16 protein-coding genes and 1 riboswitch are annotated in these 18,515 nt (G+C 70.3%); of the genes, 3 read left to right on the top strand and 13 right to left on the bottom strand.

All coding sequences use genetic code 11. The features are described 5' to 3' along the window. Positions 1 to 14: 14 nt before the first annotated feature. Complete coding sequence (locus PcP3B5_RS07640) at positions 15 to 1,010, bottom strand: TRAP transporter substrate-binding protein (RefSeq protein WP_058070229.1); 996 nt, start codon at positions 1,008 to 1,010, stop codon at positions 15 to 17. Positions 1,011 to 1,233: 223 nt separating this feature from the next. Further along, complete coding sequence (locus tag PcP3B5_RS07635) at positions 1,234 to 2,181, bottom strand: LysR family transcriptional regulator (RefSeq protein WP_043267728.1); 948 nt, start codon at positions 2,179 to 2,181, stop codon at positions 1,234 to 1,236. A gap of 322 nt (positions 2,182 to 2,503) precedes the next feature. Here PcP3B5_RS07635 and PcP3B5_RS07630 point away from each other — a divergent pair, with 322 nt between their 5' ends. Both PcP3B5_RS07630 and PcP3B5_RS07625 read left to right on the top strand, forming a co-directional pair. Beyond that, the gene (locus PcP3B5_RS07630) at positions 2,504 to 4,672 is read left to right on the top strand and encodes an FUSC family protein (RefSeq protein ID WP_058070228.1); all 2,169 of its coding nucleotides are present in this window, start codon (positions 2,504 to 2,506) and stop codon (positions 4,670 to 4,672) included. A gap of 621 nt (positions 4,673 to 5,293) precedes the next feature. Then, positions 5,294 to 5,557: a DUF2790 domain-containing protein gene (locus PcP3B5_RS07625; protein ID WP_009618416.1), complete on the top strand. Its 264-nt coding sequence runs from the start codon at positions 5,294 to 5,296 to the stop codon at positions 5,555 to 5,557. A gap of 76 nt (positions 5,558 to 5,633) precedes the next feature. On the opposite strand, the gene PcP3B5_RS07620 is transcribed toward PcP3B5_RS07625, so the two are convergent. Next, a complete protein-coding gene (locus PcP3B5_RS07620; protein WP_061560943.1) occupies positions 5,634 to 6,932 on the bottom strand; it encodes a phospholipase C/P1 nuclease family protein in 1,299 nt (432 codons plus the stop codon). A 203-nt stretch (positions 6,933 to 7,135) separates the two neighbouring features. Between PcP3B5_RS07620 and PcP3B5_RS07615 the strand changes: the two genes are divergently transcribed. Then, the gene (locus tag PcP3B5_RS07615; RefSeq protein ID WP_061560942.1) at positions 7,136 to 8,800 is read left to right on the top strand and encodes an MFS transporter; all 1,665 of its coding nucleotides are present in this window, start codon (positions 7,136 to 7,138) and stop codon (positions 8,798 to 8,800) included. A gap of 239 nt (positions 8,801 to 9,039) precedes the next feature. On the opposite strand, the gene PcP3B5_RS07610 is transcribed toward PcP3B5_RS07615, so the two are convergent. From PcP3B5_RS07610 to cobO, 10 genes are all read right to left on the bottom strand, one after another. After that, the gene (locus PcP3B5_RS07610; RefSeq protein WP_043267732.1) at positions 9,040 to 9,774 is read right to left on the bottom strand and encodes an adenosylcobinamide-GDP ribazoletransferase; all 735 of its coding nucleotides are present in this window, start codon (positions 9,772 to 9,774) and stop codon (positions 9,040 to 9,042) included. Next, positions 9,771 to 10,376, bottom strand: coding sequence for an alpha-ribazole phosphatase family protein (gene cobC / locus PcP3B5_RS07605; RefSeq protein ID WP_043314229.1), 606 nt, complete (start codon positions 10,374 to 10,376; stop codon positions 9,771 to 9,773). Before cobC ends, PcP3B5_RS07610 begins: the two co-directional genes overlap by 4 nt. Next, positions 10,373 to 11,428: a nicotinate-nucleotide--dimethylbenzimidazole phosphoribosyltransferase gene (cobT, locus tag PcP3B5_RS07600; RefSeq protein ID WP_058070225.1), complete on the bottom strand. Its 1,056-nt coding sequence runs from the start codon at positions 11,426 to 11,428 to the stop codon at positions 10,373 to 10,375. The genes cobC and cobT overlap by 4 nt, the downstream gene beginning before the upstream one ends. Further along, positions 11,425 to 11,946, bottom strand: coding sequence for a bifunctional adenosylcobinamide kinase/adenosylcobinamide-phosphate guanylyltransferase (gene cobU, locus PcP3B5_RS07595; protein WP_043267738.1), 522 nt, complete (start codon positions 11,944 to 11,946; stop codon positions 11,425 to 11,427). Before cobU ends, cobT begins: the two co-directional genes overlap by 4 nt. Before the next feature lie 71 nt (positions 11,947 to 12,017). Then, positions 12,018 to 13,478 (bottom strand): cobyric acid synthase, encoded by a 1,461-nt coding sequence (locus PcP3B5_RS07590; RefSeq protein ID WP_058070224.1) that lies wholly within the window; start codon positions 13,476 to 13,478, stop codon positions 12,018 to 12,020. 17 nt (positions 13,479 to 13,495) lie between these two features. Then, on the bottom strand, positions 13,496 to 14,482 hold the full coding sequence (cobD, locus tag PcP3B5_RS07585; RefSeq protein ID WP_058070223.1) for a threonine-phosphate decarboxylase CobD: 987 nt from the start codon (positions 14,480 to 14,482) through the stop codon (positions 13,496 to 13,498). Further along, the gene (cbiB, locus tag PcP3B5_RS07580; protein ID WP_009618435.1) at positions 14,475 to 15,512 is read right to left on the bottom strand and encodes an adenosylcobinamide-phosphate synthase CbiB; all 1,038 of its coding nucleotides are present in this window, start codon (positions 15,510 to 15,512) and stop codon (positions 14,475 to 14,477) included. The genes cobD and cbiB overlap by 8 nt, the downstream gene beginning before the upstream one ends. Next, positions 15,509 to 16,159 carry a 5,6-dimethylbenzimidazole synthase gene (bluB, locus tag PcP3B5_RS07575; RefSeq protein ID WP_058070222.1) on the bottom strand — a complete coding sequence of 217 codons (651 nt, stop codon included), beginning with the start codon at positions 16,157 to 16,159 and terminating at the stop codon, positions 15,509 to 15,511. The genes cbiB and bluB overlap by 4 nt, the downstream gene beginning before the upstream one ends. Further along, positions 16,156 to 17,451: a cobyrinic acid a,c-diamide synthase CobB gene (locus PcP3B5_RS07570; RefSeq protein WP_058070221.1), complete on the bottom strand. Its 1,296-nt coding sequence runs from the start codon at positions 17,449 to 17,451 to the stop codon at positions 16,156 to 16,158. Before PcP3B5_RS07570 ends, bluB begins: the two co-directional genes overlap by 4 nt. Next, positions 17,451 to 18,062, bottom strand: a complete 612-nt coding sequence (cobO, locus tag PcP3B5_RS07565; RefSeq protein WP_009618438.1) for a cob(I)yrinic acid a,c-diamide adenosyltransferase — start codon at positions 18,060 to 18,062, stop codon at positions 17,451 to 17,453. The genes PcP3B5_RS07570 and cobO overlap by 1 nt, the downstream gene beginning before the upstream one ends. A 227-nt stretch (positions 18,063 to 18,289) precedes the next feature. Further along, positions 18,290 to 18,510: riboswitch (cobalamin riboswitch) on the bottom strand. Positions 18,511 to 18,515: the final 5 nt, after the last annotated feature.

The raw sequence follows: 18,515 nt of genomic DNA, 5'->3' as shown, positions 1-18,515 counted from the left end.
GGCCCGCGCGTGGCTCAACCCTGGTTGGCGTCCTGGGCGGCCTTGATCAGGTCGGCGCCGATGTCGCCCTCGAACTTCTTCCACACCGGCTGCATCGCCTCGCGCCAGTCGGCGCGCTGCTGCGGGGTCAGTTCGATGATCTCGGAGGTGCCGGAGGCGGCGATCGCCTTCTTGGCGTCCTGGTTGAGCTTCTCGGCGTGCTGGTTCACCGACACCGTGACCTCGTCGAGGATCGCCTGCAACTGGGTGCGGATGTCCGCCGGCAAGCCGTTCCAGAACCTGGTGTTGGTGATGACCATGTAGTCGATCAGGCCGTGATCGGACTCGGTCATGTATTTCTGCACCTCGTTGACCTTCTGGCTCTCGTAGTTCGACCAGGTGTTCTCGGTGCCATTGACCACGCCGGTCTGCAGACCCTGGTAGACCTCGGCGAAGGACATCTTGCGCGGATTGGCGCGCACCGCCTTGAACTGCTCCTCCAGCACCGCGGAGGCCTGCACGCGGAACTTCAGGCCGCGGGCATCGCGGGGCTCGCGCAGCGGCTTGTTGGCCGACATGACCTTCAGGCCGTTGTGCCAGTAGGCAAGGCCGGTGATGCCCTTGTCCTCCATCGAGGTCAGCAGCTTGCGTCCGGCCGGGCCGGCCTGGAAGCGGTCGACGGCGGCCATGTCGTCGAACAGGAACGGCAGGTCGAAGATCTGCAACGGCTTGGCGTACTGCTCGAACTTGGCCAGCGACGGCGCCAGCATCTGCACGTCGCCCAGCAGCAGCGCCTCCATCTCCTTGCCGTCGCCGAACAGCGAGGAGTTCGGGTACACCTCCACCCGCACCTTGCCGGGCAGGCGCTCCTCGACCAGCTTCTTGAACAGCAGCGCGCCTTGGCCCTTGGGCGTGTTGTCCGCGACCACATGGGCGAACTTGATGACCACAGGGGCATCGGCAGCGTGCGCCATAGCGGCGCCAAGCACCATCAGGGCGCCCAGCAGCGCCCGCAGCTTCGAACCAAACATTGCTTCACCCTCGGTTTGTTCTTGTATCGGTGAGACCGGCCGCCGGGCGGCCTGGGCAACCCAGACTGACGCAGCGGCAGCGTTCGGTGAATTCACCTTTTCCCAAGGCAGCGTTCGGCAGATTGGAATGCGGCTACGAAAAGTCCCACAACCGGCCGTGGTGAGGCATTTGTGAAAAAGCACGCCGCCCGGGCGGGCGGCGCGATTCAGGCGGTCTGGCGCCTCAGTTGGGCAGGCGCGCGCTGTGTTCGAGCATCAGTTGCTCGTCCTCGGCGAGCATGCCGGGGATGCAGTCGCGGAGGAATTCGACCCAGGTGCGGATCTTCGCATCGAGGAACTGCCGCGACGGGTAGAGCGCGTAGATGTTCAGGTGGAACAGGCTGTAGCCGGGCATCACCCGCACCAGGCTGCCGTTGCGCAGGCCCTCCACCGCCGAGTACACCGGCAGCGCGCCTATGCCCATGCCGGCCACCACCGCCTCGGTCAGGGCATCGGCGGTGTTGACCTGGAAGTGGGTGTGGTCGATGTGCGCCAGCTCCTCGCCGTCCGGGCCGTGGAACAGCCACTTGTCCAGCGACATCACGCTGTTCACCAGGCGTAGGCAGCGGTGCGCGGCCAGTTCCGCCGGCACCTTGGGCGAGCCATGTCGCGTCACGTAGGCGGGCGCCGCGCAGAGCACGCTGTGGGTCTGCCCCAGGCGCTTGGAGACGAAGCCGGAGTCGGGCAGCTCGGGGGCGATCACCACCGAGATGTCGTAGCCCTCGTCGAGGATGTCGGTGGTGCGGTTGGCCAGGGTAAGGTCGAAGCTGACTTCCGAGTACATCTCGCAGTACTGGGAGATCGCCTTGATCAGGTAGTGCTGGCCGATGCCGGTCATGGCATGCACCTTGAGCTTGCCGGCCGGGCGCGAATGGGCGTCGCTGGCCTCGGCCTCGGCTTCCTCGATGTAGCCGAGGATCTGCTGGCAGCGCAGCAGGTAGCGCTGGCCGGCCTCGGTGAGGGCGATGCGGCGGGTGGTGCGGTGCAGCAGGCGGGTACGCAGGTGGGCTTCGAGCTTGGCCACGGTACGCGAGACGTAGGCCGTGGTGAGGTCCATGCGCTGGGCGGCGGCGGTGAAGCTGCCGGTCTCGGCGACACAGACGAAGGCACGCATGTTGTGCAGCAGGTCCATCATTTCTCCTGAGAGCCTGTCCGCGCGCCGTGCCGGGCGATGCCGGCTACAGCAAAGTCTTGTTACAGATTCACGACAGGCGGCGAATTGTCGCATAACTGCCCACGGCGAATTGTTGTTTTTCAGGCAAAAATAATTCGCCCAACTGTCAGCTTATCCTGCCTCCGGCGGTTTTCTAGAATCGCCTCCCCACCGCGGCCCCTCCGCAGTTCCCAGGATTCACAGCTGTGTTCCGCCATACGCGCCAGGCTCGTTTCGCCCCTGCTCCGTCGCCCTTCCCGCAGCCCTGCGGTTGCACAGCTCCCGACTCGCCGCTGCCCCGATGAACAGCCTCACCCGCATCAGCGCGCGCCTGCCCGGCGCCGACGCGCTGCGCCAGGCGGCGTCCGCCTGGGCCCATAGCGACGGGGTGACCTGGGTGTTCATCGGCAAGACCCTGCTCACCGCCTTCCTCGCCCTGTGGCTGGCCTACCGCCTGGAGCTGCCGCAGCCGAACACCGTGCTGGTCAGCGCCTTCATCGTGCTGCAGCCGCAGAGCGGGCAGGTCCTGGCCAAGAGCTTCTACCGCATCCTCGGCACCCTGGCCGGGCTCACGGTGATGGTCACCTTCATCGCCCTGTTCGCCCAGGAGCGCGTGCTGTTCCTGCTCTGCGTGTCGATCTGGGTCGGCCTGTGCACCGCCGGCGCCGCGCGCTACCGCGACTTCCGCGCCTACGCCTGCCTGCTGGCCGGCTACACCGCGGTGATGATCGGCATCCCCGCCACCCTGCACCCGGAGGGCGCCTTCATGGCAGCGCTGTGGCGGGTGCTGGAGATCACCCTGGGCATCTTCTGCACCGGCCTGGTCAGCGCCCTGGTGCTGCCGCAGACCAGCAGCGCCGCGCTGCGCAACGCCCTGGACACGCGTTTCGGCGACTTCGCCGGGCTGGCCGCCGCCGGCCTGGAAGGCACCCTCGACCACGCCCGCTTCGAGCAGGCCGCCGCGCGCATCGCCGCCGAGGCCGTGGGCCTGGAGAACCTGCGCAACGTCACCGCCTTCGAAGACCCGCACATGCGCCTGCGCAGCGGCCGCCTGGCGCGCCTGAACAGCGAGTTCATGCAACTGACCACGCGCTTCCACGCCCTGCAGCGCCTGCTCGACCGCCTGCGCGAACGCCAGGCCGGCGCCGTGCTGGAAGTGCTGATGCCGTGCCTGGTGGAAGTCGGCGGGCTGCTCGCCGGCTGGCATGGCCGGCCGCTGCGCGACGCCGACGCGGCCTTTCTCGCCGCCCAGCTGGAACACTGCCGCCAGCAGCTGATGCCGCAGATCCGCGAGGCCCGCGCCAGACTCGCCCACGCCTGCCCGCGGGAGGCCGACCAGTTGGACTTCGAGACCGCCGCCGAGCTGCTGTTCCGCTTCGCCGGCGACCTCCACGACTACGCCCAGACCCACGCCTCCCTGGCCGCCCACAAGCACATCCGCGAGCAGTGGAAGGAACGCTTCACGCCCAAGGCCAACGCTGTGGCCGCGGCCGTCGCCGGGCTGCGCTGCGCGCTGCTGGTGCTGGTCGGCGGGGTGTTCTGGATCGAGACTTCGTGGCTCAGCGGCGCCACCTTCACCCTCACCTCGGTGCTGATCGCCGCGCTGTCCTCGGCCTCGCCCAACCCCAAGCGCCTGTCGCTGCAGCTGACCTTCGGCACCCTGCTGGGCGCCACGCTGGGCTTCATCCTCACCTTCCGCGTGCTGCCGCACCTGGATGGCTTCCCGCTGCTGTGCATGGCGCTGGCGCCGGTGTTCGCCCTCGGCGCCTTCCTCATCACCCGCCCGCAGTGGAGCGGCTACGGCGTGGGCCTGCTGGTGTGGTTCTGCATCGCCTCGCTGCCGGCCAACCTGGCGCGCTACGACGCCTACACCTTCATCAACGAATACCTGGCCATGCTGCTGTCCATGGGCATGGCGGTGGTGGCGGCGATGGTGATACTGCCGCCCAACCGCCCCTGGCTGTGGGAACGCCTGGAGGCCGAACTGCGCATGCGCGTGGTGCACACCATCAGCGACCCGCTGAAGGGCCTGTCGGCCGGTTTCGAAAGCGGCACCCGCGACCTGCTCAACCAGGCCTACGGCCTGGCCAGCGGCCGCCCCGACGTGCAGCGCCGGCTGCTGCGCTGGATGTTCCAGGTGCAGGAAGTGGGCCTGGCGATCATCGAGCTGCGCCGCGAACAGGCGGTACTACCCGACGAGCCCTGGTACGCCGAGCACATGCCCTGGCGCCGCGCCATCCGCGCCATGGGCCGGGCACTGATCCGCCTGTTCATCCAGCCCAGCGAGCACAACCGCCTGCGCGCCCTGGCGGCGGTGGAGCACGCCATCCACAGCACCCGCAGCACCCAGGAGCCGCGCCCGCCGCACTTCGACACCTCGCCGCTGCGGCGCATGTGCAGCTACCTGCACTTCATCCGCACCTCGCTGCTCGACCCCAGCTCGCCGCTGCGGGAGAGCTCGCGGGGTTGAGGAAGCCGCGCGCCGCGCCCCACCTGTAGGAGCGCGCCCTGCGCGCGAATCGCGGACAGAGTCCGCTCCTACCGCATGAGCGAGCGTGGCTTTTCGTAGGATGGTGTTGAGCGAAGCGATACCCATCACCGCAACCGCATGGGTTTCGCAAGCTCAACCCATCCTACGAAGAGCGTCTCGGTGCGGCCCACAGACAGTTGCTCCCACGATTCCAGGAAGCACGGTCGGAGCGGACCTTGTCCGCGATAGCCGGAACCACCGGCGCGATTCCATGTAGGAGCGCGCCCTGCGCGCGAAATCGCGGGCAGGGCCCGCTCCTACACCAGCCCCTATCGCGCAACGGCTGCGACACGACCGCGCAGCGTCATTATGCCCGCGCGCTCCCCGCAAACCCGTGCCGCTGCTGGATTGTTGCCTATTAGTACGAGGTATTTCTGGCTTCCAGGCATATGAATATGCCCGCCGCGGACCTACCATTTGCTTGCTGTTGAAGCGCGCCGCAACACCCAAGAACCCGATCGCAACATCCCTAAAGACATCTTCCCGATGAAGCCGATGAACTTCGTCCTGGCCGCGTGCGCCCGGATGCGGCTCCCGCTCGGGAAAAAGGCAGGAAAATTCATGAAAGCCCTAGTCGTTCTGGCCCTGGCCGGCTTCTCCTCGCTCGCCCTCGCTGCGCAAGCGGACGAGGCTGCCCAACCTCAGAGTCCGGCAGTGGAGCAATACACCTACGGAATGAACCTGGACGTCGCCCACGTGGTTTCCACCACCGACGTCTCCAACCAGTGCGGGGTCGTGCCCGCGCAGATGACCTACGAAGACTCGAAGGGCGAGCGTCACACCATCGAGTACCAGGTCTGGGGCAACGGCTGCACTGGCGGCTAGGCCCATCCGGAACGCAACCGCGAAGGGTCCACGCCCCCTTCGCGGCGCGTTGCAGGTTCTCTCCCCTCCCCCTTCCCTAACGCTGCAGCACCGACCTCGCCAGGTTGCGGCTGTGCGCCCCGAACGCCCGGATCAACGCCAATAGCTGTTCGTCCAGCTGCGCATCGTGCTGCAGCGGCGCCAGTTCGTTGCCGGCGCTGAAACCGACGCCGGCATCCGCCGGGACCGTCGCCAGCCAATGACCGATCGCCGCATCGAAGGCCGCCGCATGGGCATGGGATTCGGCCGCCACCACCTCCCGCGGGTAATCGGCCGAATAAGCCGGATAGCGTTCGTCGCCGGAAGTATCGGCATAGGCGGCGAGCAACGCCGAACCCTGCGGCTTGCGCAGCGATTCCAGCAGCCAGTCCAGCTGGTAGCGCTCCACGCCCAGGTGGCGGCTGGCCACGCGGCTGATGGCGGCCTTCTTGTCGGCGTCGAAGCCGGCCATGGCCTTGAGCGCGGTCCACAGCATGCTGGCGGTGGTTTCGCCGGGTAATGGCGTGCTGTGGTAGGGCTGCGTCAGGTCCTGGATGTAGTGCATCGACCAGCCGAGGAAGCGGTAGCCCCAGTACGGGTGGCCATGCTCGAAGGCATAGCGCGCCAGGCCGTGGAACTGGTAGGCGCGCCATTCCGGCCAGCTGCGCTGCAGGTAGGGCGCACCGGCGAAGATGATCGGCGACTCGTGGTAGAAGCCCATGTGGAACGGCGCCTGGGAGCTGAACTCGTAGCCCGGGTCGCCGAACGGCTGCGGGCCGAAGCCGTAGCGCTGGCCGGCCGTTCCAGGGTTGTCGCTGAACAGGTGGATGTCGTGGCCGAAGTCCGGCTCGTCCGTGGCGCTGGCCAGCACCGCCAGGGCCGGCACCGGCTCGCCCGGCTGCAGGGCGATGAAGCGCCAGCGCGCCCAGCCGGCGAGGTCGTGGAACACCAGCACGTCGGACGCCTTCAGGTGCGGCCGCGCGGGCTGGTCGTGCCCCGGCGCGGGCTGGATGACGTTGGCCAGCTTGATCTCCGGGTTCAGCCGCAGGGCCGCGAGGAAGGCCAGGCGCAGGTCCTGCTCCGCGCCGGTGAAGCGCAGCGCGTCGGGCCGCGCCGGGTACTTGCGGAAGTGCTCGCGGGCGAAGCGCTCCTGCTCGTCGAGCAATGGCACCAGGCCCTCGCGCTCGGCGGCGAGGAAGGTCTCCAGCGGCTCCATGGGCACCGCCGGCGCAGTGGCCACGGCAGGCAATTGCGCCAGGGCCAGGTAGCTGCCCAAGGCATGGTTGGACCAGGCCCAGAGGCAACGCGGCAGGATCAGCAGGGACAGCAGCAGGCAAATGCGCAACCGGTGGCTCATGGGACCTCCACTCTTCTCGGACGATGCCCCGCAGCCTAGCAACCCCGGCGCCGCGGGGCACTGTCGCAGGGGGCCAGGGCGATTCACCGATAAGGCCAGGCTGACCATCATCAATGGCGCCCGCGGGGCCAGCCACTACACTTGCCGGGCATGACCTGCCGGCATAGCGCCGTTGCCGCCGGCCACTGCAAAAGGCGTTCCCCATGCTGCAATCCGTTTCACCGAAGAACGACCTGCCGCTGAAGAACGAGGCCGATCCCCAGCGCAGCGGCGTGCTCGCCCCGTTCGGCATCGCCGCCTTCCGCATCATCTGGATCTGCAACCTGTTCGCCAACCTGGGCACCTGGGCGCAGTCGGTGGCCGCCGCCTGGGTGGTCACCGAGGCCCACGCCAGCCCGCTGATGGTGGCGATGATCCAGGTCGCCTCGGCGCTGCCGCTGGTGCTGCTGTCGATCCTCTCCGGGGTGCTGGCGGACAACCACGACCGGCGCAAGATCATGCTCGTCGGCCTGTCCATCGAACTGTCCGGCGCCGCCCTGGTGACGCTGCTGGCGTTCCTCGGCTACCTCGACCCGCTGCTGCTGATCGCTTCCATCCTCTGGCTGTCCCTGGGCAGCTCCATCACCATCCCGGCCTGGCAGGCGGCGGTGAACGAGCAGGTGCCGGCGCGCCTGGTGGGCGACGCGGTGCTGCTCAACAGCGTCAACTACAACGTCGCCCGCGCAGTGGGCCCGGCCATCGGCGGCCTGCTGCTGTCGGCCACCGGCGCGCCCTGGGTGTTCCTGTTCAACTGCCTGTGCTACGCCGCGCTGATCTGGGCCATCTGGCAATGGCGCCGCGAGGTGCCCAAGCGCACCCTGCCGCCGGAGCACATCGTCGAAGGGGTGGTGGCGGCGCTGCGCTTCACCCAGTACTCCAGCGTCACCCGCCTGGTGATGCTGCGCTCGGCGGTGTTCGGCCTGTCGGCCAGCGCGGTCTGGGCGCTGCTGCCGCTGCTGGCGCACCGCAACCCCGACGGCAACGCCTCGGTGTACGGCTACATGCTCGGCGCCCTGGGCCTGGGCGCCATCCTCGGCAGCACCCTGGTCGGCCGCCTGCGCAAGGTGATCGGCACCAGCCGGCTGATCAGCCTGGGCGGCGGCACCCTCGGCCTGGTGCTGCTGATCCTCGGCACGGTGGACAGCCTCTGGGTGCTGTTCCCCGCTCTCATCCTCGGCGGCAGCTGCTGGATAGCCGCGGTGGCCAGCTACAACTCGGCGGTGCAGATACTGGTGCCGGACTGGGTCAAGGCGCGCGCCCTGGCGCTGTACCAGACCGCCATCTACGGCGGCCTGGCGCTGGGCTCGTTCCTCTGGGGCCACTTCGCCGGCACCCTCGGCGTGCAGGGCGCGCTGCTGGCCGCCGGCTGCCTGCTGCTGGTGTCGGTGGCGCTGCTGTACAACTCGCGCCTGCCTGAGCTCAACCCCGGCAGCATCGCCCGCGCGCCCAGCACCCTGCCGGGGGAGCCGACCTTCGTCTTCGACACCCAGCGCGGCTCGGTGCTGGTGACCATCGAATACCGCATCCCGGCCGAACGCACCCGCGACTTCGTCCGCGCGGCCAAGGCGCTGCGCCGCCTGCGCCTGCGCAACGGCGCCGAACGCTGGGCGCTGTACCGCGACATCAGCGACAAGGAGGCCTGGCAGGAGGTGTTCCTGGTGGACAACTGGATCGCCCACCTGCGCATGCTCGACCGCATGACGCTGGAGGACAAGACCATCATCGACACGGTCACCAGCCTGCATGCGGGGGATGCGCCGCCGAAGATGCGGCATGGGGTGAGCTATGAGTCGGGGAGCTACGAGGCGCCGCCGGAGACGTTGGGGTGAGGGTGTTCGCCTTGGGGTGAGGTGCCCGGCGGGAAGTCCGCTCCCTCTCCCCAGCCCTCTCCCTGAAGGGAGAGGGGGCTTGTCCGTGCCGAGAGAAGGAATGGTTTCAGCCGGAAACCCTCGGTGTTGCCGGCTGACTCCAGAACATCAAACCCTGCCCAACAGTCCCCTCTCCCTTCAGGGAGAGGGTTAGGGAGAGGGCTACGCGGTCGAATCACACACCACAGGGTCCCGGCTGATTAGATCGCCAGAGCCACCAACACCGCACACTCCACCAACTCCACCAAAGCCCCCGCCGTATCCCCGGTCGTGCCATCCAGCCGCGCCATCAGCCGGTTGCGCCACCAGAGGAACACCGCCAGCGCCACCACCAGCGCCACCAGGCCGCTCAGGCCGGTGAGCGGCATCAGCGCGGCGTTGAGCGCCAGCATCCAGGGCAGCGCGCGGCGCGGCAGGTGGTCGGCCAGGGCCTGGCCGAGGCCGCCGGGGCGGGCGTAGGGGGTGGTGAGGAACAGCAGCGGTAGGGCCACCCGCGCTAGCCAGGGCGCCAGCAGCAGGGCCCAGAAGTGGTGGGCGTCGAGCAGCGCCGCGATGGCGCAGAACTTCACCAGCAACAGCACTACCAGCACCACCACCGCCACCGGGCCGCTGCGCGGGTCCTTCATGATCGCCAGGGTGCGCTCGCGGTCGCCCAGGCCGCCCACCCAGGCGTCGGCGGTGTCGGCCAGGCCGTCCAGGTGCAGGGCGCCGCTGAAAGCCACCCACACGGCCAGCAGCAGCGCGGCGTGCAGCAGCAGGTAGGTCTCGCCGAAGAAGTAGCCCAGGGCGTAGAGCCCGCCGCCCATCAGCGCGCCTACCAGCGGGTAGAACAAGGTGGCGCGGCCGAACTGCTCGGGCGTGGGCACCTCGCCCAGGCGGATCGGGATGCGGCTGAGGAACTGCAGGGCGATCAACGGCAGGAACAGGTTGCTCATCGGGGCGCGCTCACGGCGGACTCGACCGGTTGGATGCTCCAGCCGCCGGCCTGCGGCTCGATGCGCAGCGCCAGCCGTTCGCCGTGGGCGACGCTCACCTGCAGCAACTGCTCGCGCGGCAGGCCCTGGGCGCGCGCGCCGAGCAGGCGCATCACGCCGCCATGGGTCACCAGCAGCAGGTGCTTTCCGGCATGCGTCGCGTACAGCCGCTGCAGAGCGGCGAACACCCGCGCCTCGAAGGCCGCGAGCGGTTCGCCGCCCGGCGGGGTGAAGGCGTAGGGGTCGTTCCAGAAGCGGGCTAGCGCATCGCTATCAGTCTCCATCAGCTTAGCTGCGGAAAGCCCTTCCCACTCGCCGAAATCCATCTCGCGCAGGTCCGGTTCCAGCTGCAGCGGCAGGCCGCTTGCGGCCGACAGGCGCTCGGCGAAGGCGGCGCAACGGCGCAACGGCGAGCTGACCAGGGCCTCCCAGGGCTGCTCCAGGCCCAGGCCGGCCTGCATCTGCGCCCAGCCGGCGGCGGTCAGGGCGTCGTCCAGGCGGCCGCGGAAGCCGCCGCCCAGTTCGGTTTCGCCGTGGCGCAGCAGGTCCAGGCGCAGGCTCATGCCGGGCGGTCCGACACCGCCGCCTCGGCGAAGGTGGCCATCCCGGCGTGCAGCCGGCAGGCCTGGCGCAGCAGCGGCACGGCCAGGGCGGCGCCGCTGCCCTCGCCCAGGCGCAGGCCCAGGTCCAGCAGCGGCTGCGCCTCCAGGGCCTGGAGCACGCGCTGGTGGCCGGGCTCGGCGCCGCTGTGGGCGAACAGCAGCCAGTCGCGGCACTGCGGGTTGAAGCGCACCGCGCAGAGCGCCGCGACGCTGCAGATGAAGCCGTCCACCAGGGCGACGATGCCCTTCTGCGCGCAGGCCAGGTAGGTGCCGGCCAGGGCCGCCACCTCGAAGCCGCCGAGGCGGCACAGGGCCTCGAAGGGCTCGGCGCAGTGCCCGCCATGCAAGGCCAGGGCGCGCTCGATGACCTCGGCCTTGTGCGCCACGCCTTGCGCATCCAGCCCGGTGCCGGGGCCGACCAGGGCAGCCGCGCGCTCGCCCAGCAGGCCGCAGGCCAGGGCCGCGGCGCAGGTGGTGTTGCCGATGCCCATCTCGCCGCCGATGAACAGCTCGCTGCCGGCCTGCTGCGCGCGGCGCACGGATTCGCGCCCGGCTTCCAGGGCGATCAGGCACTGCGCGGCGGTCATCGCCGGCTCGCGGGCGAAGTTCAGGGTGCCGGCGCCGACCATCAGGTGCAGCACGCCGGGCAGCGGTTCCAGGGGCACGGCGGTGCCCAGGTCGATCACTTCCAGGCGCGCGCCCAGGTCGCGGGCCAGCACGCTGATGGCCGCGCCGCCGCGCACGAAGTTGCGTAGCATCTCGCCGGTCACCGCCTGCGGGTAGGCCGAGACGCCCTCCTCCACCACGCCGTGGTCGCCGGCGAACAGGGCGATCCACAGGTGCTCCAGGCTCGGCCGCTCGCGGCCCTGCAGGCTGGCCAGGTGCACGGCCACCTCTTCCAGGCGGCCCAGGGCGCCGCGCGGCTTGGTCAACTGGTCCTGGCGCGCGGCGGCCTTGTCGCGCGCCACGCGGTCCGTGGGTTGGCAGGCTTCGCGCCACCATTGCAGGCTCATACGGGGTCTCCCTTGAGGGTCATGGGCAGGCCGGCGACGGTGAACACCACCCGCTCGCTGGCCTCGGCCAGGGCCTGGTGCAGCCAGCCGGCCTCGTCGACGTAGCGCCGCGTCAGCTCGCCCAGGGGCACCACGCCCAGCCCGGTTTCGTTGCTGACCAGGAGGATGCGGCCCGGCAGGGCCGGCAGCGTGGCCAGCAGTTCGTTCACTTCGTGTTGCAGGTGCGCGCCGTCGTCGGCGAGCAGCAGGTTGGTCAGCCAGAGCGTCAGGCAGTCCACCAGCAGGCAGCGGTCCGGCGCGGCGTGCTCGGCGAGGGCCCGCGCCAGATGCAGCGGCTCCTCCACCAGGCCCCATTCGGCGGGACGGCGGTCGCGGTGCTGGCGGATGCGCTCGCCCATCTCGCCGTCGCCGGCCTGCGCGGTGGCGAAATAGGTGACCGGCAGGCCGCTGTCCCGGGCCAGGCGCTCGGCCAGGCGGCTCTTGCCGGAGCGGGCGCCGCCGAGGATGAGTTCAAGCATGGGTTTTCTCCGCACGGAACGCTTTTCGTAGGATGGGTGGAGCGAAGCGATACCCATCGATTGCCCCCGGCTCAAAGGCTACATAGGGATTTCAGCTTCTGCGTGTCCAGATACGCCTCCACCTGGTCCGCCAGGCGCTCGATGTCGCGCTCGCGCAGGGCGTGGTAGTCCAGCTGTTGCACTTCGCCCAGGCCGGCCCAGCGCAGCAGCGCGGCGCAGGCGGCGGGGGATTCGAACAGGCCGTGCAGGTAGGTGCCCATGACCTGGCCGTCGGCGCTGAGCGCACCGTCGCAGCGGCCATCGTCCAGGCGCACCGCAGGGCTCTCCAATGCCGGCCCGCTGGTGACGCCGGCGTGGATTTCGTAGCCGCCGACCTCGGCGTCTTCCAGGGCCAGTCGGCCACGGACGTTGCGCAGTTGCTTCTCCGGTTCCAGCACCGTGTCCAGCTCCAGCCAGCCGAGGCCGGCGCTGCCGCCGGCGGCGCCTTCCAGGCCGTGGGGGTCGGACAGCGTGCGGCCGAGCATCTGCAAGCCGCCGCAGATACCCAGCAGCTTGCCGCCATAGCGCAGGTGGCGCTCGATGGCGGCGTCCCAGCCCTGGGCGCGGAGGAAGGCCAGGTCGGCGCGCACGCTCTTGGAGCCGGGCAGGATGACCAGGTCCGCCGCCGGCAGCGGCTGGCCGGGGCCGACGAAAATCAGTTGCACCTGCGGGTGCAGGCGCAGCGGGTCGAAGTCGGTGTGGTTGCTGATGCGCGGCAGCACCGGCACCGCCACCTTCAGGCTTTCCCCGGCCTTGGCGGCCTGGCGGGTGTCGATGGCGTCCTCGGCTTCCAGGTGGAAGTCCATCAGGTAGGGCAGCACGCCCAGCACCGGGATGCCGGTGCGCTCCTCCAGCCAGTCCAGGCCCGGCTGCAGCAGGGCGATGTCGCCGCGGAAGCGGTTGATGACGAAGCCCTTCACCCGCGCCCGCTCGCTCTCGGAAAGCAGTTCCAGGGTGCCTACCAGATGGGCGAAGACGCCGCCGCGGTCGATGTCGGCGATGAGGATCACCGGGCAGTCCACCGCCTCGGCGAAGCCCATGTTGGCGATGTCGTTGGCACGCAGGTTGATTTCCGCCGGGGAGCCGGCGCCTTCCACCATCACCACCTGGTAGGCGTCGAGCAGGCGCTCGTGGGACTCCAGCACAGCCTGTTTGGCGACCCTTTTGTAATCGTGATAGGCGGCGGCGTTCATGCTGGTCACCGCGCGGCCGTGAATGATGACCTGGGCGCCCACGTCGCTGTTGGGCTTGAGCAGCACCGGGTTCATGTCGGTGTGCGGCGCCAGGTGGCAAGCCTGGGCCTGCACCGCCTGGGCGCGGCCGATCTCGCCGCCATCGGCCGTCACCGCGCTGTTCAGCGCCATGTTCTGCGGCTTGAACGGCGCCACCGCCACGCCCTGGCGGCGCAGCCAGCGGCACAGCGCGGTCACCAGGGTGCTCTTGCCGGCGTCGGAGGTGGTGCCTTGCACCATTAAAGTAGTGCCCTGCACCATTAAAGTAGTGCCGGTGGTCATGTCGGGCTCCATTCGCCGAGGGCCTGGTCCAGGCGCTGCCAGCCGGCTTCGTCGGCGGGCAGGCCGAAGCGCAGGCTCGGCGGACTGTCGAAGAGGCGCACGAGGATGCCGCGGCGGGCCAGGTGCTCGTGCAGTTCGCCGGCCCGAGGGTAGGCAAGCCACTGGAACAGCGCGGTGCCCTGGGTCAGCAACCGGTGCGTTTTCAGAAGCGCGGCCAGGCGTGCGCCGGCCTGCTCCAGCGCTGCGCGGCGTTCACCTTGCCGCGCATGGTCGGCCAGGGCGTGCCGGGCCACCCAGCGCGTCGGCCCGCTCACCGCCCAGGGCCCGAGCAATTCGGCCAGGCCCCGCAGCAGCGCCGGCTCGGCGAAGGCGAAGCCCAGGCGCGCGCCGGCCAGGCCGAAGAACTTGCCCAGCGAACGCAGCACCACCAGGCCCGGCTGGCCGCCGGCCAGGGGCAGCAGGCTGTGGCCGGGGGTGCAGTCCATGAAGGCCTCGTCCACCACCAGCCAGCCGCCGCGGGCGCGCAGGCGCTCGTGCCAGGCCAGCAAGCATTGGCTGTCGAAGCGTCGGCCGGTGGGGTTGTTGGGGTTGACCAGCAGCAGCACGTCGAGCTGGTCGACCAGGCCGTCCACCTCATCGTCGGCCAGTTCCAGCAGCTCATGGCCATGCTGTTTCCAGGCCGCCGCGTGTTCGGCGTAGCAAGGCGCGAGCACGCCGACCCGGCCCGGTGCGCGCAGGCGCGGCAGGGCCTGGATCGCCGCCTGGCTGCCGGGCAGCGGCAGCAATGAGTCACAGCCGTAGTAATCGCGCGCGGCCTGCTCCAGGCCGTCATCCTCTTCCGGCAGGCGCTGCCAGGCGCTGGCAGGGATGTCCGCCAGCGGCCAGGGCCAGGGCGCGATGCCGGTGGACAGGTCGAGCCAGCCCTCCAGCGCGATGCCGTAGCGCTGCGCGGCCGCGCGCAGCTTTCCGCCGTGCTCAAGCATGCAGCAGCGCCCCCAGGCCGAGGATCGCCAGCAGCCACAGCAGCACGCCCTGGCGCACCAGGGCCAGGGCCCGCCAGATGTCGCGGGCGCCTGGCGCCGGGCCTTCGCCCAGTTGCGGGCGCTCATGCAGTTCGCCGTGGTAGACGGCGTTGCCGCCCAGGGCCACGCCGAGCGCACCGGCGCCGGCGGCCATCACCGGGCCGGCGTTGGGGCTGTCCCATTGCGGCGCCTGGCGGCGCCAGCTGCGCAGGGCCAGGCGGGTGTTGCCGAGCAGCGCGTAGGTCAGCGCGACCAGGCGCGCGGGGATGTAGTTGAGGGCGTCGTCGATCTTCGCCGCGGCCCAGCCGAAGCGTTCGAAGCGCGGGTTGCGGTAGCCCCACATGGCGTCCAGGGTGTTGCTCAGGCGGTACAGCACCACGCCCGGCGCGCCGGCCACGGCGAACCAGAAGAGCGCGGCGAACACCGCGTCGCTGCCGTTCTCCAGCACCGATTCGGTGGCGGCCTTGGCCACCGCGCTGTCGTCCAGTTCGGCGGTCTCGCGGCTGACCATGTAGCCCACACGCTTGCGCGCCTCGGGCAGGTCGCCGTCGCGCAGGGCCAGGGCCACGGGTTCGGCGTGCTCGCCCAGGCTGCGCAGGCCGATGGCGGCGTAGAGGGCGATGGCGGAGACCAGCCAGCCGAGGTGCGGGACCAGGGTCAGCAGCCAGGTGAGGAAGGTCAGCGGCAGCACGGCCAGGGCCCAGGCGGTGACGCCGTGGCTGCGCCAGCCTAGGCCGGGGGTGTGGTTATCGGAGGTTGGGGAGGTTGGAAGAAGAGCGCCCTCTCCCCGGCCCTCTCCGGAAGGCGGCCCCCCCTGAAGGGAGAGGGGGCTATCCGTGCTAACCGTCGACAATGGCACTCGGGCGCGATTGAAGCGGCGCTCCAGGCGGTCAGCCAGGCGGCCGAAGGCCACCAGCGGGTGCCAGCGCTTCGGCTCGCCCAGCAGGCCGTCCAGGGCCACGCCGGCAACGCTCAGCAGGGCCAGACTCATGGGCGTTCTCCCCAGTGATTTTCGTAAAGCAGTTCGTTCAGCGGGCGCGGCTGGCGCCAGCCTTCCAGGGCCAACATGGGCGCCGGGTAGAACTCCGCCACCGGGCCCAGGCAGAGCACCGCCACCGCCTCGCTGCCCGCCGGCAGGCTGAGCAGTTCGCCCAGGGCGGCGGGATCGAACAGCGACACCCAGCCCAGCCCCAGGCCTTCGGCGCGGGCCGCCAGCCAGAGGTTCTGGATGGCGCAGGCCAGCGAGGCCAGGTCCATCTGCGGCAGGGTGCGGCGGCCGAAGACGTGGGCCTCGCGGCCGTCCGCCAGGGCCGCCACCAGCAGCTCGGCGCAGTCGCGGATGCCCTCGACCTTCAGCCGCATGAATTCCTCAGAGCGCTCGCCCAGGGCCTCGGCGGTCTTCACCCGCTCCGCCTCCACCAGGCCGTGGATGGCCTCGCGCAGTGCCGGGCGGGTGATGCGGATGAAGCGCCAGGGCTGCATCAGGCCGACGCTGGGGGCCTGGTGCGCCGCTTCCAGCAGCCGCGCCAGCAGCGCCGGGGCCACCTCGCCGCCGCTGAAGTGGCGCATGTCGCGGCGCTCGGCGATGGCGCGGTAGATGGCCGCGCGTTCCTCGGGGCTGTAGGCGTGCTCGTTCATGGGCGGAAGATCGCGGCGGCGGCCGCCGGGTTCGACGGCAGGTAGAAGTGGATATAGGACGCGGTCAGGCGGCCCAGGCGGAACACCGCCTCGGCCACCGGCTTGGCGTTCGGGCAGGTGCCGCGCAGGGCCGGCTCCAGTTGGCTGTCCAGCAGCGAATGGTGGAAGGTGTGGCCGCGCAGCGGGCCTTCCGGCAGTTCCACCTCCTGCAGGGCCAGGGCGGCAAGGCGCTTCTGCAGGGTGGCGCGGCCGGGCAGCAGGCCGAGCAGCCGACCGCTGCGGCCCTCGGCGTCGGTCAGGCCATCGAGCAGGTAGAGCATGCCGCCGCACTCGGCCAGCAGCGGCTTGCCGGCGGCATGGTGGGCGCGGATGGCCTCGGCCATGGCGCGGTTGTTCTCCAGCTGCGCCAGGTGCAGTTCCGGATAGCCGCCGGGTAGATAGAGGCTATCCACCTCCGGCAAGTATTCGTCGGTGAGCGGCGAGAAGAACTTCAGCTCGGCGCCCAGCTCGCGCAGCAGGTCGAGGTTGGCCTGGTAGAGGAAGGCGAAGGCGGCATCCCGCGCCACGCCGATGCGCACGCCGGCCAGGGACGCTTGCAGTTCGTGCTCGGTGGGCGCCGCGAAGCTCACCGGCGGCGGCAGGTCCACCGCGCTGCTGGCGGCCAGGGCGTCGGCGGCGGCGTCCAGGCGCGCGTCCAGGTCGGCCAGTTCCTCGGCCTGCACCAGGCCCAGGTGGCGGCTGGGCAGCTCCAGGTCGGCGCTGCGCGGCAACGCGCCGTACCAGCGGATCCACTCCGGCAGGCTGTCGCGCAGCAGGTCGCTGTGACGCTGGCTGCCGACGCGGTTGCCGAGCACGCCGGAGAACGGCAGGCCCGGCTGGTAGGTGGCCAGGCCCACGGCCAGGGCGCCGAAGGTCTGCGCCATGGCCTGGCCGTTGATCACGCCGAGCACCGGCACATCGAAGGTGCGCGCCAGGTCGGCCGCCGAGGGCGTGCCGTCGAACAGGCCCATCACCCCTTCGATGAGAATCAGCTCGGCCTCCCCTGCCGCTTCCCAGAGCAGCCGGCGGCTCTGCGCCTCGCCGACCATCCACAGGTCGAGCTGGTGCACGGGCGCGCCGCTGGCGCGGGCGAGGATCATCGGGTCGAGGAAGTCCGGGCCGACCTTGAACACCCGCACCCGGCGCCCCTGGCGCGCGTGCAGGCGGGCCAGGGCGGCGGTGACGGTAGTCTTGCCCTGCCCCGAGGCGGGAGCGGCGATCAGCAGCGCCGGGCACTGGCGCGCCTGGGGCATCAGAACTCCACTCCTTTCTGCGCCTTGATGCCGGCCTTGAAGGCGTGCTTGACCAGGCCCATCTCGGTGACGGTGTCGGCGGCGTCGATCATGCCCTGCTGGGCGGCGCGGCCGGTGACCACCACATGCTGGTGCGCCGGGCGCGCGGCGATGTCGGCCAGCACGGCGTCCAGCTCCAGGTAGCCGTGCTTGAGGGCGATGTTCAGCTCGTCCAGCAGCACCAGGCCGACGGCCGGGTCGGCCAGCAGCTCGCGGGCCACGTCCCAGGCCTGCCGGGCTTTCTCGATGTCGCGCCGGCGGTCCTGGGTCTCCCAGGTGAAGCCCTCGCCCATCACGTGGTAGCGCACCTGCTCGGGGAAGCGGCGGAAGAAGGCTTCCTCGCCGGTGCTCGCGGCGCCCTTGATGAACTGCACCACGCCGGCCTGCATGCCGTGGCCGAGGGCGCGGGCGAGCATGCCGAAGGCCGAGCTGCTCTTGCCCTTGCCGTTGCCGGTGAGCACCAGCAGCACGCCGCGCTCGTCCCGGGCCTGGGCGATCTTCTCGTCGATCACGTCCTTCTTGCGCTGCATGCGCGCGCGGTGGCGCTCGTCCTTTTCCGGGGATTCGCTCATCGTTGGGTCTCCTGGCCGAAGGCGGCCGTGCTCGCGATGCCAAGGCACCGGGGCTGAAGGGGCGTGCGGGAGGGACGACGGAAAGTAGCCGCGCGGCGCGGGGCCGTGGCTGGAAGGAGAATGCTCATCTGCCTGATCGCTCCACCGCTCTCACCCGCGCGGCTAGTAAACCGGGATGACGCGGGGCGATCGGAGCGCGGCCTGGGCAGCGCCCGACGGCTTCCTGCGCGTCGTCGTCGCTACGGGCCGGTCTCCGGGCTCGCGAGTGAAGGTCACCGGACCTCTGCGGCTGCGCCTTCCCATGCCGTTGGCACAGTGGCTGTTGCGTCCGCGTGACTCGCCTACCGTTGCGGGGGCAGCGCCGGAATGACCGAATTGGCTCGGTTGCACCGGCTTCCCTGTTTCACCTTCGGCCATGGCCGAGGGCACCTGTAGCAGGCGCGCAGCTTAGAG

Source organism: Pseudomonas citronellolis (genome assembly GCF_001586155.1).
GTDB lineage: Bacteria > Pseudomonadota > Gammaproteobacteria > Pseudomonadales > Pseudomonadaceae > Pseudomonas > Pseudomonas citronellolis.
Note: the sequence above shows the minus strand (reverse complement) of the source record. Positions and strands in the feature narration are given on the sequence as shown.

Bases quoted from the DNA above. Each gene is read 5' to 3' on its own strand.
- PcP3B5_RS07615 (WP_061560942.1), top strand. From the start codon at position 7,136: ATGCTGCAATCCGTTTCACCGAAGAACGACCTGCCGCTGAAGAACGAG.
- bluB (WP_058070222.1), bottom strand. From the start codon at position 16,159: ATGAACGAGCACGCCTACAGCCCCGAGGAACGCGCGGCCATCTACCGC.
- PcP3B5_RS07570 (WP_058070221.1), bottom strand. From the start codon at position 17,451: ATGCCCCAGGCGCGCCAGTGCCCGGCGCTGCTGATCGCCGCTCCCGCC.
- PcP3B5_RS07640 (WP_058070229.1), bottom strand. From the start codon at position 1,010: ATGTTTGGTTCGAAGCTGCGGGCGCTGCTGGGCGCCCTGATGGTGCTT.
- PcP3B5_RS07610 (WP_043267732.1), bottom strand. From the start codon at position 9,774: ATGAGCAACCTGTTCCTGCCGTTGATCGCCCTGCAGTTCCTCAGCCGC.
- PcP3B5_RS07635 (WP_043267728.1), bottom strand. From the start codon at position 2,181: ATGGACCTGCTGCACAACATGCGTGCCTTCGTCTGTGTCGCCGAGACC.
- PcP3B5_RS07590 (WP_058070224.1), bottom strand. From the start codon at position 13,478: ATGGTGCAGGGCACTACTTTAATGGTGCAAGGCACCACCTCCGACGCC.
- PcP3B5_RS07625 (WP_009618416.1), top strand. From the start codon at position 5,294: ATGAAAGCCCTAGTCGTTCTGGCCCTGGCCGGCTTCTCCTCGCTCGCC.
- PcP3B5_RS07620 (WP_061560943.1), bottom strand. From the start codon at position 6,932: ATGAGCCACCGGTTGCGCATTTGCCTGCTGCTGTCCCTGCTGATCCTG.
- cobO (WP_009618438.1), bottom strand. From the start codon at position 18,062: ATGAGCGAATCCCCGGAAAAGGACGAGCGCCACCGCGCGCGCATGCAG.
- cobT (WP_058070225.1), bottom strand. From the start codon at position 11,428: ATGAGCCTGCAATGGTGGCGCGAAGCCTGCCAACCCACGGACCGCGTG.
- cobC (WP_043314229.1), bottom strand. From the start codon at position 10,376: ATGAGCCTGCGCCTGGACCTGCTGCGCCACGGCGAAACCGAACTGGGC.
- cobU (WP_043267738.1), bottom strand. From the start codon at position 11,946: ATGCTTGAACTCATCCTCGGCGGCGCCCGCTCCGGCAAGAGCCGCCTG.
- cobD (WP_058070223.1), bottom strand. From the start codon at position 14,482: ATGCTTGAGCACGGCGGAAAGCTGCGCGCGGCCGCGCAGCGCTACGGC.
- cbiB (WP_009618435.1), bottom strand. From the start codon at position 15,512: ATGAGTCTGGCCCTGCTGAGCGTTGCCGGCGTGGCCCTGGACGGCCTG.
- PcP3B5_RS07630 (WP_058070228.1), top strand. From the start codon at position 2,504: ATGAACAGCCTCACCCGCATCAGCGCGCGCCTGCCCGGCGCCGACGCG.